Origin of the sequence: Vibrio sp. B181a (assembly GCF_030248375.1) — a bacterium.
GTDB lineage: Bacteria > Pseudomonadota > Gammaproteobacteria > Enterobacterales > Vibrionaceae > Vibrio > Vibrio campbellii.
Window position 1 is genome coordinate 109,995 of record NZ_JAHGAD010000012.1, and the last position, 15,011, is coordinate 125,005.

The following is a 15,011-nucleotide window of genomic DNA, read 5'->3' on the forward strand; positions in this document are numbered from 1 at the left end:
ACGCATTAGTGACGAGCTCGCCCAGAATCTGGCAGTACGAGATAAATGATATTTTTCTTAGCGGTTTTTCACGTGACAAGCTAACGTCCTCATCTGTCTTTGTTGTGAAATGTTATGCCAGTGAATCACCTTTTATTACGTGTTATTTTTGCGCTTACCTTGCTCGTTTTCGGTAGGGTTATCGCAAGCGAACTTATCCCACCTCAATACTTAGATAGTGAGCGAACAGACCGCTTTTTCGCGCGCGAAGTAGCGAAACCTTCCAAAGAAAATATGCAACTTCGTAACTCGCTCGATTGGGGCTATGAACTTGAATTGAGACGTGCGTCTGGTGACACAAAATCGGTGTCTAATTGCAAAGATTTAGCTAATGCAAGCTCAGCGGGTTTTACTGCGGCTAAAGCTTATGAATACGGTGCGTTTAAAGCGTATTTAACGCAGTGCCAAACATGGAGTGAGATGGCAAAGTTAGCTGCCTCTAAGCGCTCATATATATCGAAATTTAAGTTAGATGATCGCTTTCCTAGTTTAGCTCCAAGTGCGCTTGCTTTTGTTATTTCTAACGAAAGCGCTGAGAAAGCAAAGATACTATTAACGTGGGATGAAGCGGACCGTATCCAAAGAACTCAGGTCGCCAGTCCAGTGAGAGCAGAGTTCTTTGACGCGACCGATGGTTTTCAAGTTGTTACGATTGTGGCAAAAGGGGATTACAACGCTGACGGAATCGAGGATATCGTTATTGAGAAAGAGAATAGCGTACTCAGTGGCTCGTATTCTTCTTCACACGGCTATGTATTAACTCGCATGTCTGAGCAAGCGCTATTTACTGTGTTGGCTGAATGGTAATGAAACGATTGGTGGCCTTAAGTGTTGCCATGATGAGCACGTTTACTCTTGCTGATACCTCGCCAAAAAAGGTCTTTGAATGCTCAGTGAATGAAACTATGAACTTTAGTATTTCGATAGAGCAAGCCAAAGGCTGGCTTATCCTTTACACGTCCATTGCGAATAAAAGCCCACTTTTACAGCGGATAAAACCTCTAGATTATCGTGTCGAACATTATCACCGAGCATTGGTAGATGAGAAGTCACTGGAATTTAGTGTTGGTGAGCGCGTCATATTAGTCAGTGAGTACTTTAGCGAGGAGTTTGATGAGATAGAGAAGATACTCAGTGTTACGTTGAAGCAGTCAGGGTAAACGCAATATTTTGAGTGTGAGGAAGGGAGTATGAGTAACCTCGCACTGCTTTTTCAAGAGAGTAGCGATTAATCAATGACAGAAAATTATTACCAAGGTGTAATAGTGTTTTCGAATTCACCCTAATTATCTTGTTATTTGTAATCGATATAATCATCCACCTTACCACGGTAAGTAGATTTTCTCATTCAAGTAACGAGGAGGGCTTATGGCCGTAGGGTGGGCAAACGACGATAGCGTCAGCCAACAAATTCAACATACCATCGACGACGAGATTTCCCGTGTTCGTGGCAATATCAAACAGGGCGAAAGTGCTCATTATTGTGATGAATGCGGAGATGAAATTCCTGAAGCGCGTCGAATAGCCATGAAAGGCGTTCGTTTATGTATCGAATGTCAGTCAACAATCGAATTGGTGTCTCAACGCCAAGCGTTATTTAATCGACGAGCAAGTAAAGATAGCCAATTACGCTAATCATGTTTCGTAGTGGCATTTAGATTATCAGTACGACGCTTAATAATATTGCTCTAAATAGTAAAAACGGTTTGAGTTGCATGCTCAAACCGTTCTTGTTTTTATTTTTTAAATGTTCTTTAAATTTAATGAGAACGCATTAAGCGAAGCAATCTTGACGTTGAAGCGCAGCATTAATTGCGTTAACTAGCTTCTCAATATCTTCCGGTTTGCTAATAAATGGCGGCATCATATAAATCAGTTTGCCAAATGGACGAATCCAAACACCGTGCTCAACAAACAGTGCTTGGATGGTTTCCATATTCACTGGGCGGTGTGTTTCTACAACGCCAATGGCACCCAACCAACGGGTGCTTTTGACCAAGTCGTATTTTTCCAGTTTTGGCAGTAGCTCAGAAAACAGCGTTTCAATTTGCTGGGTTTGTTGCTGCCAGTTACCTTGTTCTATCAATTCTAAACTTGCGGTGGCCACGGCACAGGCGAGCGGGTTACCCATAAAGGTTGGGCCATGCATGAAACAACCAGCATCACCACCACAAACAGTATCCGCGACGTGTTTGCTCGCTAGGGTCGCAGAGAGGGTCATGTAGCCGCCCGTGAGTGCTTTGCCGACACACAAAATGTCTGGCTGGACATCTGCGTGCTCGCAAGCAAACAGTTTACCGGTACGCCCAAATCCGGTCGCGATTTCATCTGCAATCAATAACAAACCGTATTTGTCGCAAAGCCTACGCACACCTTTGAGAAATTCTGGATGGTAGATACGCATACCGCCCGCACCCTGAACGATAGGCTCTAGGATCACCGCAGCGAGTTCTTGGTGATGCGTTTCAATCTTGCGCTCAAAGTCGGCAAGATCTTCCGGCTTCCATTCATCCCAATAGCCACAAGTAGGTGACTGGGCAAAGATATGCTCAGGCAAAAAACCTTTGTAGAGAGAGTGCATGGAATTATCAGGATCGGTGACCGACATAGCCGCAAACGTATCGCCGTGATAACCGTGTCGCAAAGTAAGAAACTTTGGTCGGCGTTCGCCTTTTGCATGCCAATATTGCAGTGCCATTTTTAAGCTGACTTCTACGGCAACGGAACCTGAATCGGCAAGGAATACATGTTCAAGATTACTTGGGGCTAGGGATAGCAACTTCTTACACAAACTGATTGCTGGCTGGTGGGTAATCCCGCCAAACATCACGTGAGAGACTTGGTCGATTTGCTGGTGAGCCGCTTGATTTAAGTGCGGGTGGTTGTAGCCGTGGATCGTTGACCACCAAGAAGACATACCATCGACAAGCTCTGTCCCGTCTTCCAATTTAATCTGGACACCACTTGCCGATGCCACTGGATAGCAGGTCAGAGGTGTCAACGTCGAAGTGTAGGGATGCCAGATGTGCTGGCGGTCGAAGGCGAGATCCATGTGCTATTCCAATAGTAATTGAGTTTAAAAAATATACAGGTGTAAACTTTGTGATTTGGTGTTGTGTTGACAGTTTATCGAGACTCAGTAGACTGTCAACACAACAAAAAAAGTGACTAAAGGAATACACGTGGAAGTTCGTCATAACTGGACGCATGCTGAAGTGCGCGATCTCATGGAAAAACCGTTCATGGATCTGCTATTCGAAGCACAGCTTGTTCATCGTCAATACCAACAAACCAACCATGTTCAAGTAAGCACGCTTCTTTCGATTAAGACAGGTGCTTGTCCGGAAGATTGTAAGTACTGTCCTCAGAGTGCTCGTTACACCACAGATATCGAAAAAGAGCGTCTGATGGAAGTAGAACGTGTACTCGATGCTGCGCAAAAAGCGAAAAACGCGGGTTCTACTCGATTCTGTATGGGCGCAGCGTGGAAGAACCCAAAAGAGCGTGATATGCCGCACTTGACCGACATGATCAAAGGCGTGAAAGGCATGGGTTTAGAAACGTGTATGACGTTAGGCATGTTGACGCCAGACCAAGCAAAGCAACTGGCAACTGCAGGTCTGGATTACTACAACCACAATCTAGATACTTCACCTGAGTTCTACGGCAACATCATTACCACACGTACTTATCAAGACCGCTTAGATACGCTTTCTCACGTTCGTGATGCTGGCATGAAGATTTGCTCTGGTGGCATTATCGGTATGGGTGAGAGTGCCAATGATCGAGCGGGCTTGTTGGTTGAATTAGCTAACTTGCCAGTGCACCCTGAAAGCGTGCCAATCAACATGCTGGTTAAGGTGAAAGGCACACCACTGGAAGAAGTGGACGATGTTGAGCCATTCGATTTCATTCGCCTGATTGCGATTGCGCGCATCATGATGCCTCAATCAGCGGTTCGTCTATCGGCTGGCCGTGAAAACATGAACGAACAAATGCAAGCGCTGTGTTTTATGGCGGGTGCAAACTCAGTCTTCTATGGCTGCAAACTTCTGACGACACCAAACCCTTCTGAAGATAAAGACATGATGCTGTTCAATAAGCTCGGCATTAACAGCCAAGAAGTGTCTCAAAAACCTGATGAAATCGAAGAAAACGAGTTGCTGGATCGCGTTGTAGAGCGTGTTGCTGCTCGTCCAACAAAAGACGACCTATTCTACGATGCCAGCGTTTAAATCTCGTATCGAGTCCGCCCTTGCCGATCGTAAAGCGCAGGGGCTGAATCGTTCGATGAATGTGGTGTTTTCAGGCAACCAATCGATTTTGGAGTACGAAGGCAGACGCTACATCAACTTCTCAAGTAACGACTACTTAGGCTTGGCCAATGATCAAGCGCTTGTTCGTGCTTGGCAGCAAGGCTTGAGTGTATATGGCAGCGGTAGTGGCGCCTCTCCAATGGTGACAGGCTTTAGTGCGGCGCACAGTAATTTAGAAGCTGCATTGACCGAATGGCTGGGTTACGAACGGGCAATCCTGTTTGGTTCTGGCTTCAGTGCCAATCAAGCGTTGTTATTCACCTTGCTAGAAAAATCAGACGTACTCATTCAAGACCGTTTGAACCATGCTTCTTTGATGGAGGCAGGGATGTTGTCGCCAGCTAAAATGAAGCGCTTCAAGCACAATGACATCGCGCATCTAAAATCGCTGCTGAGTAGCGAAGACAATCATCTGGTCGTAACTGAAGGGGTATTCAGTATGGACGGGGATTGTGCACCGCTTGCTGATATCGCTGAAGTTACAAGAAGCCACGATGCTTGGTTCGCCGTCGATGATGCACACGGTATTGGCGTTCTTGGTGAATCCGGTGGTGGTTCTTGCGAGCTGGCAACAGTTAAGCCTGAGTTGTTGATCGTTACTTTTGGCAAAGCTTTCGGTATGTCCGGCGCGGCTATCTTATGTGACCACGCAACGGGGGACTTTTTAACTCAGTTTGCTCGTCACCATGTGTATTCAACGGCGATACCGCCAGCACAAGCGTATGCGTTGACTCATGCAGTCTCGATGATTCAAGAGCAGTCTTGGCGACGCGAAAAGCTTACGGAATTAAATGAAGCATATCGAGATGGTCTTCAAGATCTCGATGGTTTTGTCGAAACCCAAACCTCGATTAAGCCCTTTATGATTGGTGAGTCTGAACTGGCTTTGCAGGTTGCAAGTGCTTGTCGACAGAACGGCATTTGGGTGACTGCTATTCGTCCACCGACGGTACCTAAAGGAACATCTCGTCTTCGAATTACGCTCACAGCCAATCACACCAACGAACAAATTAAAACGCTTTCAATGGCATTGAAGCAAGCATTAGGGGCGCTGTAATGGATAATGCAGAAAATATGACATTGGAGAGCTTTTACCAAGACAAAGAAGCGATTGCCTCTTCGTTTGGAAAAGCAGCAGAAACGTACGACAAACACGCGGCGTTTCAGCGTGATGTTGGACATCGCTTGCTTGATAAACTTCCTGAAAACTTAACGGGAAAACGCGTCTTAGATTTGGGGTGTGGTACAGGCTACTTCTCTCAACTGCTCCAACAACGTGGCGCAGAAGTGATTTGCGGCGATATCTCTCAAGCTATGTTAGATAAAGCGCAGCAGCGTTGTGGTACACAGCAAATGCAGTACCAAATAGCTGATGCCGAAAACTTGCCATTTGATGATGAGAGCTTCGATTACGTTTTTTCAAGTTTGGCTTTGCAATGGTGTGTGGATTTAAGCTACCCGTTAAGAGAGATTCGTCGCGTCTTAAAGGCCGGTGGGGCGGGGTGTTTCTCAACATTAGCCGATGGCTCACTTTATGAGTTGCGAGAGGCGTGGTCAAAAATTGATACATATCAACACGTGAATAACTTTATTACCCACAATCAGGTAAAAATTGCGTTAGCGCAATCTTGGTGCCACAACCATCATCTAGACTTGACCCCCATCACAGTTTGGTACGATTCAGCGTTTTCTGTCATGCGTGATCTCAAAGGCATTGGTGCAAATCACGTAAGCGGGCGCTCACATGGTCTGACGAGTCGTCGCACCTTGTTGCAAGTTGAGCGCGAGTACCAAGCATTTAGAAACGATCAAGGTCTTCTACCTGCAAGTTATCAGGTTTGTTTTGGAGTCATAGTTAAATGATTGATGCATTTTTTATTGCTGGTACGGATACTGATGTAGGAAAAACGGTAGCGTCTAAAGCTATTTTACAAGCACTTGGCGCGAAAGGGCTTAACACCATTGGTTACAAGCCAGTGGCTGCGGGAAGCGACAAGACGGCGGAAGGTTGGCGTAACTCGGATGCATTGCATCTGCAGAAAGCGGCAACATTAGATATCGCGTACGACGATGTAAACCCATACGCTTTGGAATTACCCGCTTCTCCTCACATCGCCGCTAAGCACGAACATTTAGAAATTAAATACGAAGTACTGAGCGAAAAATTGGCTCACCATAAAGAGCAATCTGACATTGTTCTTGTGGAAGGTGCTGGTGGTTGGCGTGTGCCTGTATCTGATACAGACAGTTTGTCGACATGGGTACAGCAAGAACAGCTTCCGGTAGTTCTGGTTGTAGGTATCAAGCTGGGGTGTTTGAGCCACGCACTGTTAACGGCAGAGATCATCAAAGCAGATGGTTTGAATCTCGTTGGCTGGGTAGCGAACCGTGTTAACCCAGGCACAGAGCACTATGCAGAGATCATCGATATGCTGGAAGATCGTTTAGATGCTCCAAAACTTGGTGAGATCCCATACATTCCAAGTGCGAAGCGTAAAGATCTAGGCAAATACATTAACGTTGAGCCGTTGCTAAACGCGTAAAGACTTCGCGATTCGATAAATACAAAAAGGGCTGCGCAATGCAGCCCTTTTCTCGTGTAAACTTTTGTGTCTAATCGTAAGATCCGACGCTCAGTTTATTTTTCTTGGCTAAGCCCCATCAAAGCTTGCTGTGTTTCAGCAACGCGCTTTGACATGTGAGCGTCAGTTGAAATACCAAGTTGTTGTTTTGCCTCATCCTCTGAGATACCTAGATGACAACAAAGTAGATCGATAGCCATTTGATAGTCGTTAGTTTCTACCATGATTTTTCCCTCAAGACATGGAAGTTTGGAACTGCTTTATTGTCCTTAAAGCTCGCCCCGTTTCGTTCATCTAAGCTGAATCTAGCACGTACAGATAGTCGCACAATAAGACCAAAGTCTATACTGGCGCTAAGATGCTGTTTTTAAGCGGGTAAAATGTTTGTATTATTTCAGTCTCGAAAACAAATGTTGCAATTTATTGCTTAACCTTGTTTTTATCGCGGATAGACTATATCTATAACGCAACGGAGCACGAAACTAAGCGGGACTAGCTTTCTAAGCGTTCTGTTACTTATAAAAAACCTGTTCCATATAATAATCCGTTTTGAAAAAACGATAAGCTTCCCCGGAGAAAAGTAATGAAGCGAATTATGTTATTCCTAGCAACTAACCTAGCAGTCGTGCTAGTGCTTAGTGTTGTTCTGAATATTGTTTACGCTGTAACTGGAATGCAGCCAGGCAGTCTGTCTGGTCTACTTGTCATGGCCGCCGTGTTTGGTTTTGGTGGCGCGTTTATCTCACTAATGATGTCGAAAGGCATGGCACTGCGCTCTGTGGGTGGCATGGTCATCGAAAGTCCTCGTAACGAGACAGAGCACTGGCTTCTTGAAACAGTTGGTCGCCAAGCTCAGCAAGCGGGTATTGGTATGCCAACGGTCGCGATTTACGAAGCGGCAGACATCAACGCATTCGCAACAGGCGCAAAGCGTGACGATTCATTGGTTGCTGTTTCTACAGGCCTTCTACACAACATGACTCGCGATGAAGCAGAAGCGGTACTAGCGCACGAAGTGAGTCACATTGCGAATGGTGACATGGTTACCATGACGCTAATGCAAGGTGTGGTGAACACCTTCGTTATCTTCCTATCACGTTTCATTGCCAACATCGTTGCTTCTAACGACGATGAGGAAGGCCAAGGCACCAACATGATGGTTTACTTTGGTGTGTCTATGGTGCTTGAGTTGGTATTTGGCTTCCTAGCAAGCTTCCTAACTATGTGGTATAGCCGTCACCGTGAATTCCATGCAGATGCTGGTGCAGCCCAGCTAGTGGGTAAAGAGAAGATGATTGCTGCGCTAGAGCGTTTGAAAATGAGTCACGAATCGCAACTGGATGGCACAATGATGGCATTTGGTATCAACGGTAAGCGTTCGATGACTGAGCTTCTAATGAGCCACCCACCGCTAGACAAGCGTATTTCGGCACTACGTAGCCAACAATACTAATCGTCAAATAGGCTGGACTAATTGTTCAGTAACTAAATTTAATATCCTGAAAAGGCTTGGTTTTTTGACCAAGCCTTTTTTTGTGCCCATTGATCGCTAGTGGATCTCGTCACGTATCACTTTACAGAAACAAAGTTATACAAAAATATTTTTGTACAACTTTTCTCGATTAGTCTATCTTGTACATATAATATTTTTGTACAACTGTTGAAGCGGTATGGGAGTGAAAGAATGGACATTCAGTCAGTTGGCAACATTTATCAAAAGTTGAGTAAGGCGAATTTGCATTTGCTCGAAGGGGTTTATCACCAAGACGTGGTGTTTGAAGACGCCGCTCATCGTTTAGAAGGGTGGCCTGCGTTATCAGATTACTTTCAATCACTTTATACTAATGTCATTCGTTGTGACTTCGTTATTCATGACCATCAACAAGTCGGGGAAACTGGCTTCCTCACGTGGACGATGGATCTACAACACCCGAAACTTCAAAAAGGCGCGCCTATCTCGGTAAATGGCGTCTCACATCTCAAGTTCCGCGATGGGCAGGTTATTTATCACCGAGATTATTTCGATTTGGGCGAAATGCTCTACGAAAATCTGCCGCTGCTTGGCTCTGTGGTTAGAACCATTAAACAGAGGCTAGGGCAATGAGCGGTTCGGTACTGATTACAGGTGCGACCTCGGGGATCGGTCGACAACTTGCATTGGACTACGCAAATGCGGGTTGGAAGGTGATTGCCTGCGGACGCAATGAGGCCGTGTTGACAGAGCTTGTGGACGCGTCGAAGAACATCTCAACCTTACGTTTTGATGTGACGCAGTATGAGGAAACGCTCCAAACACTGTCTGAATTGCCTTTTATTCCTGAAAACTGGATTTTCAACGCTGGCGACTGCGAATACATGGATGACGGCGTTGTTGACGCGAAACTCATGGCGCGCGTTATGAACGTGAATGTGGTTGGCGTAGCTAATTGTGTTGAAGCTTGTCAGCCTCGCTTTGAACGTGGTCATCGCGTCGTAATTGTTGGGTCCATTGCATCGGAAGTCGCACTTCCTCGTGCAGAGGCTTACGGCGCCTCCAAAGCTGCAGTGAGTTATTTTGCACGCACGCTGGCAGTCGACTTAAAAAAGAAAGGGATCAAAGTCGTCACAGTTTTCCCTGGTTTTGTTGAAACGCCTCTCACTGACAAAAACACTTTTGATATGCCGATGATTGTGTCGGCAAAGCAGGCTTCTACTGCCATCCGTAAACAGTTGGATGCAAACAAAAGCCATATCTATTTCCCAGCGAGATTCACTGGCATTTTGCGCTTTATCTCGCTGCTTCCCTACAGCTGGCAAGCACGGCTAACCGCAAAACTCGTATCATAAGAAGGAAGAAGCATGAACGTTGCAGGAAGAAAGAAAATCGCCATTGTTGGTACCGGGATTTCTGGTCTCACATGTGGCTATTACTTGCATAAAGAACATGACGTAACGTTGTTCGAGGCGAACGACTACATAGGCGGGCATACGGCGACTGTTGACGTGAGAGTTGACGGAAAAGAGTACGCGATCGATACCGGCTTTATTGTTTACAACGACCGGACTTACCCAAACTTCATCAAAATGATGAACGAAATTGGTGTCGAAGGTTTGCCGACCCAAATGAGCTTCAGCGTCAGAAACGACGGTAATGGATTGGAGTACAACGGTCACACCGTGTCGACATTGTTTGCTCAAAAACGAAACTGGGCAAACCCAAAATTCTACCGCTTTATCTCAGAGATCCTTCGTTTTAACAAACTGGCGAAAAGCTTTGCTAACGAGAAATCGACAGATTCTCAGACGCTGGGTGAGTTTCTTGACGAACACGACTTCAGTCCATTTTTTACTGATAACTACATATTACCAATGGGTGCTGCAATCTGGTCATCGACCTTGGCAGACATGCGCGCATTCCCGTTAATGTTCTTCTTGCGATTCTTCCTCAACCACGGATTGTTAGATATCACAAACCGTCCGCAATGGTATGTGATAAAAGGCGGCTCACGTTCTTACATTGGACCGTTGACCAAAGGTTTTGCCGATAATATTCGTCTTAACAGCCCAGTCGAAAAAGTCATCCGTACTGATAACGGTGTTGGTATTGAAGTTCATGGTGAGACGCACTGGTTTGATGACGTTATCTTCGCTTGCCACAGTGATCAAGCAATGCGAATGCTGGGCGACATAAGCTCTACCGAGCAAGAAATCCTAGGCGATATGGCATACCAAGCAAACGAAGTCGTGTTGCATACAGATATTGGCCTGTTGCCAAAACGCAAGGCGGCTTGGGCTGCATGGAATTACCTACTCGATGGCAGTCAAGAAGAGCAAGAGCGTCTTCCTTCTCTGACTTATAACATGAACATACTGCAACACATCCAGTCTGAGCATACTTTCTGTGTCACGTTGAACAGTACGAAAAAAATCAACCCAAACAAGATTCTACGCTCATTCACTTACCATCATCCTGTATTTACCACGGAGTCTATTGCCGCACAGCAACGAAAAGATGAAGTCCAAGGCAAACAGAGTACTTGGTTCTGTGGCGCCTATTGGTACAACGGCTTCCATGAGGATGGTGTTCGTAGTGCGCTTGATGTCGTTCAAGGGCTAGAAGAAAAATACCGCGAACAAAAAGTGGTGCCTTTTGAAAAAGGCGCGGCGTGATATGAGTAGCCAGATGAACAGCCGATTGTTTATAGGCAATGTTCGCCACCGTCGATTCACGCCTGTGAGTCATGAGTTGAATTACTCCTTATTCATGCCAGCTATCGACGTAGATGAACTCGAGGCGCTGGAGAAAAATGTTTGGGGCTTTGGGTCACGCTGGTGGCATTGGGCACGTTTTAAGCGCAGTGATTACATTGGTGGTAAAGGATGCATTAAGTCAGCCGTTCAATACAAACTGGAAGCGTTAACAGGTGTTCGTTTGACGGGAAAAGTGGTTGCCGTTTGTCACCTACGTTACTTAGGCCTCTATTTCAGTCCGGTTAATTTCTACTACGTTTATGACAAGGAGGGCGAGTGGAAGTACCTGCTGGCAGAGGTCAGCAACACCCCTTGGAATGAACGTCATTATTACGTGATAGCGGCAAACGAACAGGATGAAAATTTTGGTTGGGAGCAAGACAAAGCGTTTCATGTCTCGCCGTTTAACCCAATCGACCAACGCTACCATTGGAAAATCAAACCTTTGACAGACAAGTTGAATATCCATCTTGAATGCCACAAAGGTAAAAAACATTTTGATGCCACCATGGCGATGAAAGCGCAACCACTTTCAAGTAAAACCTTATTGAAGTGCTTGATCGTTACGCCGATTCAAACGGTAAAAGTCATGGTTGGTATTTACTGGCACGCTCTAAAACTTTGGATCAAAGGCGCGCCTTTTTACTCACACCCTAAATATGCTCAACCAAAAAATACGGGAGCCGAGCCGGTGAGTAAAGACGAAAAGAATAATAAGCACAAGGAGAACTCTGCATGTTAAATACAACTTCTATGGCAATGCCACGTGAATTGACGACGACGCAAAAAGCGGCTCGTGGAGTTCTATTTCAGTGTCTTCAAAAGATGGAAATCGGCTGCTTAACGGTTATTGAGAGCTTCAAAACAGAAACGACAGAACGCAGTGAGAGATTCTCTACGCCAAATGGAGAATATAATGGTGAACCAGTGGCGGCGACGATTGAGGTCAAGCATCCGGGCTTCTACTCTCGGATTTTACAAGGCGGCAGTATTGCAGCAGGTGAAGCTTACATGGACGGCTGGTGGGATAGCCCAGATCTGACAGCACTGATGAAGCTGATGGCTCTCAACATGCGTGCACTGGATAAGCTCGAAGAGCAGGGCAGCTGGCTAACAAAACTGCTTTATAAGTTTAGCCATTGGAGCAACCGTAACTCTCAAGAAAACTCCCGTAAGAATATTCATGCTCACTACGACTTGGGTAATAACCTGTATGAAGCATTCCTTGATACCAACATGCTGTATTCGTCAGCGTTGTACAACGAAGCGGATGATTCATTAGAACAGGCACAAATCAACAAAATGGATCGCCTGTGTCAGCAACTTGAGCTGAAAGCTAGTGATCATGTCATCGAAATTGGCACCGGCTGGGGTGCAATGGCGATTTACATGGCTGAGCAATATGGTTGTCAAGTGACGACGACAACCATTTCTGAAGAGCAGCACGCTTACGCCGAACAGAAGATCAAAGAGCGTGGCTTAGAAGGTAAAGTCACTTTGCTTAAAGAGGATTATCGCAATCTAAAGGGAACCTATGACAAGCTGGTTTCTATAGAGATGATTGAAGCAGTGGGTAAGCAGTTTCTGCCTTCTTACATCAAGAAGTGCGAATCCTTGTTGAAGTCGGGAGGCTTGATGGCGATTCAAGCGATTACGATTGCCGACCAGCGCTATGATTACTACAGCAACAATGTCGATTTTATTCAGAAGTATATTTTCCCAGGAGGTTTCTTACCTTCAGTTACCTCGCTAACTCAAGCAACGACCAAATACAGTGACTTGGTTACGCGAGATCTGTTCGATATCGGGCTTGATTACGCCAAAACGCTTAATGAGTGGCATCATCGCTTTAATCAAGCCGAGAGTGAAGTGCGCTCGTTTGGTTACGACGATCGCTTCGTGCGCATGTGGCGTTATTACTTGAGCTACTGTGAGGGTGGCTTTTTAGCTCGTACGATCAGTGCCGTTCACATGACGTTTCAGCGTCCGTAGTTCTTTATGAGAGTGTTTCTTGCATCGACATGGTTCCAACTCTGCTGGTTTGCTGCAGTGCTTGGAACCTATCAATGGCAGTGGCTGACTTTCGTGCTCACGTTGCTTACTCTTGTATACTGCTGGAGAGTAGAGCCTTCTGCTCTCAAGAATATCACCACGATTGTATCCGTTGGTTTGGTGCTAGACACCCTCAACAAGCAATTTTCCGTCTTTATATTCCCAACCACTTGGTTGCCAATCTGGCTTGTTTGCTTGTGGGTTTTGTTCTCTTGGTATGCCTACCAACTCAAGTCAATTTTGTACCGTTTCCCAAAAACCTACGTATCAATAGTAGGCGGTATCGGAGGGACAGCGAGCTATTTTGCTGGCTACAAACTCCAAGCCGTTGAATTTGGATTTAGCGTTGGCGTCACACTTACGATCTTGTTCGTCGAATGGTGTGCAGTGATGCTTTTGATACTCAAGGTGTACGGAAATGAAAAGCTTGAAGAGAAATTGGAAACGGAAGCTGACCAGTAGTGTAATGGCTGCCTCCTTGTTCTGTGCGGTGCCTTTGCAAGCTCAAAATGTGGTGGGTTCGAGTGAGACAATAACCACTAGCAATTGGCAACAGTGGCAAACGGTCGGCGAAGCTCAACTCACTTGGTTTGTTTTTGATATCTACAAGTCCCGCCTTAAAGCGCCCGATGGACAGTATTTGGTGTCTAATGACGTTTCTCCCCACCCTTTTGCTTTAGAGATTAACTATCAGCGTGATATTAGCAAAGAGCAGCTGCTTGATGTGACAGACGAACAGTGGCAGAAACTAGGATTTACACAAGCTTATCGTCAGCAGTGGATTTCTGAACTGAACACTATGTTCCCTGATATTAAGAAAGGCGATGAGCTGACTTACCTAACTGATGGTACAAACGGTCAGCTTATTTATCGCAAAGCTGGGAGTGAGCCTTATCAAACCGTCGGATATGTGAAAGATGAGCGACTTAATGATGCATTTCTTTCGATTTGGTTATCACCAAAAACTGAGTTTCCTAAACTTCGTAAACAACTGATAGGTAGGTAAGGTAGTGAAATTCTTAAAACGAATGCTCAAAACACCAGTGATTGCTGCGGTAACGCTTCTTAGCGCGTGTTCTGCTGATATTGATAACTATCAAGCGGCATTACCAGCCTTTGATCTATTTGGCTACTTCGAAGGTGATGTCAAGGCTTGGGGAATGGTGCAGGACTACACTGAGAAACAAACTCGCCGATTTGAAGTCGACATTGTCGGTACGGTTGAAGGTAATGAACTAACGTTGGTGGAAGACTTTGTCTTTGATGATGGCGAGCTCGACCAGCGTATATGGGTCATTACTAAACTCGAAGACGGCACTTATCAGGGTAAAGCGGATGACATTATTGGTGTTGCGACCGGTAAAGAGATGGGTAATGCGCTGCAATGGCAATACGACTTCGAGCTGAAAATGGATGATTCAACCATCACGGTATCGTTCGATGATTGGTTGTACCGCCAAGATGATATGCACGTGTTTAACCTTACCAAGATTAAGAAGTTTGGGGTCGAGGTAGGGACGATTACTCTTTTCTTCCAGAGGCAATAGAAATAAAGAAACGAGATGCGGGAGCGCTTCGCTTTAGGAGTCGAGAGTGAGGCGATGTCAGTTTAACGAAGGGAAGATGAATTTGGGGTGTGTGGGTAGCAGCTGACTCTTGAATGGATATAACTGAGCCTTATCCCTTATCCCTTATCCTGAAGCTTAGCGGTCCATAGGGAGAATCCCGTTCCCCCTAAACGAAGAAAGGGTTGACGCTTTCACGTCAACCCTGAAAATTATCCGATTCTCGA

General features: G+C 45.6%; 17 protein-coding genes and 1 pseudogene. 16 read left to right on the forward strand and 2 right to left on the reverse strand.

What is annotated here, in order from left to right; translation table 11 throughout:
• Positions 1–114: 114 nt before the first annotated feature.
• The 3 genes and pseudogenes from KIO97_RS06665 to KIO97_RS06675 all read left to right on the forward strand — a co-directional run bounded on the left by KIO97_RS06665 (position 115) and on the right by KIO97_RS06675 (position 1,674).
• A complete protein-coding gene (locus KIO97_RS06665; RefSeq protein ID WP_285381631.1) occupies positions 115–846 on the forward strand; it encodes an ATPase in 732 nt (243 codons plus the stop codon).
• Positions 840–1,271: pseudogene (locus KIO97_RS06670) on the forward strand (hypothetical protein). Before KIO97_RS06665 ends, KIO97_RS06670 begins: the two are co-directional and overlap by 7 nt.
• 136 nt (positions 1,272–1,407) lie before the next feature.
• On the forward strand, positions 1,408–1,674 hold the full coding sequence (locus KIO97_RS06675; protein WP_012127608.1) for a DksA/TraR family C4-type zinc finger protein: 267 nt from the start codon (positions 1,408–1,410) through the stop codon (positions 1,672–1,674).
• Between the two features lie 139 nt (positions 1,675–1,813).
• Here the strand turns inward: KIO97_RS06675 and bioA are convergent, their stop codons facing one another.
• The gene (gene bioA / locus KIO97_RS06680; protein WP_285381633.1) at positions 1,814–3,091 is read right to left on the reverse strand and encodes an adenosylmethionine--8-amino-7-oxononanoate transaminase; all 1,278 of its coding nucleotides are present in this window, start codon (positions 3,089–3,091) and stop codon (positions 1,814–1,816) included.
• A 130-nt stretch (positions 3,092–3,221) separates the two neighbouring features.
• Between bioA and bioB the strand changes: the two genes are divergently transcribed.
• From bioB to bioD, 4 genes are read left to right on the forward strand one after another with little or no spacing between them, the layout of a single operon-like run.
• Positions 3,222–4,274 carry a biotin synthase BioB gene (gene bioB / locus KIO97_RS06685; protein ID WP_005378222.1) on the forward strand — a complete coding sequence of 351 codons (1,053 nt, stop codon included), beginning with the start codon at positions 3,222–3,224 and terminating at the stop codon, positions 4,272–4,274.
• On the forward strand, positions 4,261–5,412 hold the full coding sequence (bioF, locus tag KIO97_RS06690; protein ID WP_285381635.1) for an 8-amino-7-oxononanoate synthase: 1,152 nt from the start codon (positions 4,261–4,263) through the stop codon (positions 5,410–5,412). The genes bioB and bioF overlap by 14 nt, the downstream gene beginning before the upstream one ends.
• Complete coding sequence (bioC, locus tag KIO97_RS06695; protein WP_050905572.1) at positions 5,412–6,218, forward strand: malonyl-ACP O-methyltransferase BioC; 807 nt, start codon at positions 5,412–5,414, stop codon at positions 6,216–6,218. The genes bioF and bioC overlap by 1 nt, the downstream gene beginning before the upstream one ends.
• Positions 6,215–6,898: a dethiobiotin synthase gene (gene bioD / locus KIO97_RS06700; RefSeq protein WP_285381637.1), complete on the forward strand. Its 684-nt coding sequence runs from the start codon at positions 6,215–6,217 to the stop codon at positions 6,896–6,898. The genes bioC and bioD overlap by 4 nt, the downstream gene beginning before the upstream one ends.
• A 95-nt stretch (positions 6,899–6,993) precedes the next feature.
• Here bioD and KIO97_RS06705 read toward each other — a convergent pair whose 3' ends face one another.
• Positions 6,994–7,161: a hypothetical protein gene (locus KIO97_RS06705; RefSeq protein WP_010449198.1), complete on the reverse strand. Its 168-nt coding sequence runs from the start codon at positions 7,159–7,161 to the stop codon at positions 6,994–6,996.
• Between the two features lie 359 nt (positions 7,162–7,520).
• Here KIO97_RS06705 and htpX point away from each other — a divergent pair, with 359 nt between their 5' ends.
• The 9 genes from htpX to KIO97_RS06750 all read left to right on the forward strand — a co-directional run bounded on the left by htpX (position 7,521) and on the right by KIO97_RS06750 (position 14,766).
• Positions 7,521–8,390 carry a protease HtpX gene (gene htpX, locus KIO97_RS06710; RefSeq protein WP_005528841.1) on the forward strand — a complete coding sequence of 290 codons (870 nt, stop codon included), beginning with the start codon at positions 7,521–7,523 and terminating at the stop codon, positions 8,388–8,390.
• A 231-nt stretch (positions 8,391–8,621) separates the two neighbouring features.
• Positions 8,622–9,041: a nuclear transport factor 2 family protein gene (locus KIO97_RS06715; RefSeq protein ID WP_005427506.1), complete on the forward strand. Its 420-nt coding sequence runs from the start codon at positions 8,622–8,624 to the stop codon at positions 9,039–9,041.
• Positions 9,038–9,763: an SDR family oxidoreductase gene (locus tag KIO97_RS06720; RefSeq protein ID WP_285381639.1), complete on the forward strand. Its 726-nt coding sequence runs from the start codon at positions 9,038–9,040 to the stop codon at positions 9,761–9,763. The genes KIO97_RS06715 and KIO97_RS06720 overlap by 4 nt, the downstream gene beginning before the upstream one ends.
• 12 nt (positions 9,764–9,775) lie before the next feature.
• Positions 9,776–11,086, forward strand: a complete 1,311-nt coding sequence (locus KIO97_RS06725) for an NAD(P)/FAD-dependent oxidoreductase (RefSeq protein ID WP_285348226.1) — start codon at positions 9,776–9,778, stop codon at positions 11,084–11,086.
• Between the two features lies 1 nt (position 11,087).
• Positions 11,088–11,909 (forward strand): DUF1365 domain-containing protein, encoded by an 822-nt coding sequence (locus KIO97_RS06730; protein ID WP_285381642.1) that lies wholly within the window; start codon positions 11,088–11,090, stop codon positions 11,907–11,909.
• On the forward strand, positions 11,903–13,159 hold the full coding sequence (locus KIO97_RS06735) for a cyclopropane-fatty-acyl-phospholipid synthase family protein (RefSeq protein WP_010646141.1): 1,257 nt from the start codon (positions 11,903–11,905) through the stop codon (positions 13,157–13,159). The genes KIO97_RS06730 and KIO97_RS06735 overlap by 7 nt, the downstream gene beginning before the upstream one ends.
• A 6-nt stretch (positions 13,160–13,165) precedes the next feature.
• Entirely contained in the window at positions 13,166–13,681 is a 516-nt protein-coding gene (locus tag KIO97_RS06740) for a DUF2878 domain-containing protein (RefSeq protein ID WP_285381644.1), read from the forward strand.
• On the forward strand, positions 13,638–14,225 hold the full coding sequence (locus tag KIO97_RS06745; protein WP_285381647.1) for a chalcone isomerase family protein: 588 nt from the start codon (positions 13,638–13,640) through the stop codon (positions 14,223–14,225). Before KIO97_RS06740 ends, KIO97_RS06745 begins: the two co-directional genes overlap by 44 nt.
• Before the next feature lie 22 nt (positions 14,226–14,247).
• Positions 14,248–14,766 carry a DUF3833 domain-containing protein gene (locus KIO97_RS06750; RefSeq protein WP_285381651.1) on the forward strand — a complete coding sequence of 173 codons (519 nt, stop codon included), beginning with the start codon at positions 14,248–14,250 and terminating at the stop codon, positions 14,764–14,766.
• The last annotated feature ends 245 nt before the right edge of the window (positions 14,767–15,011 follow it).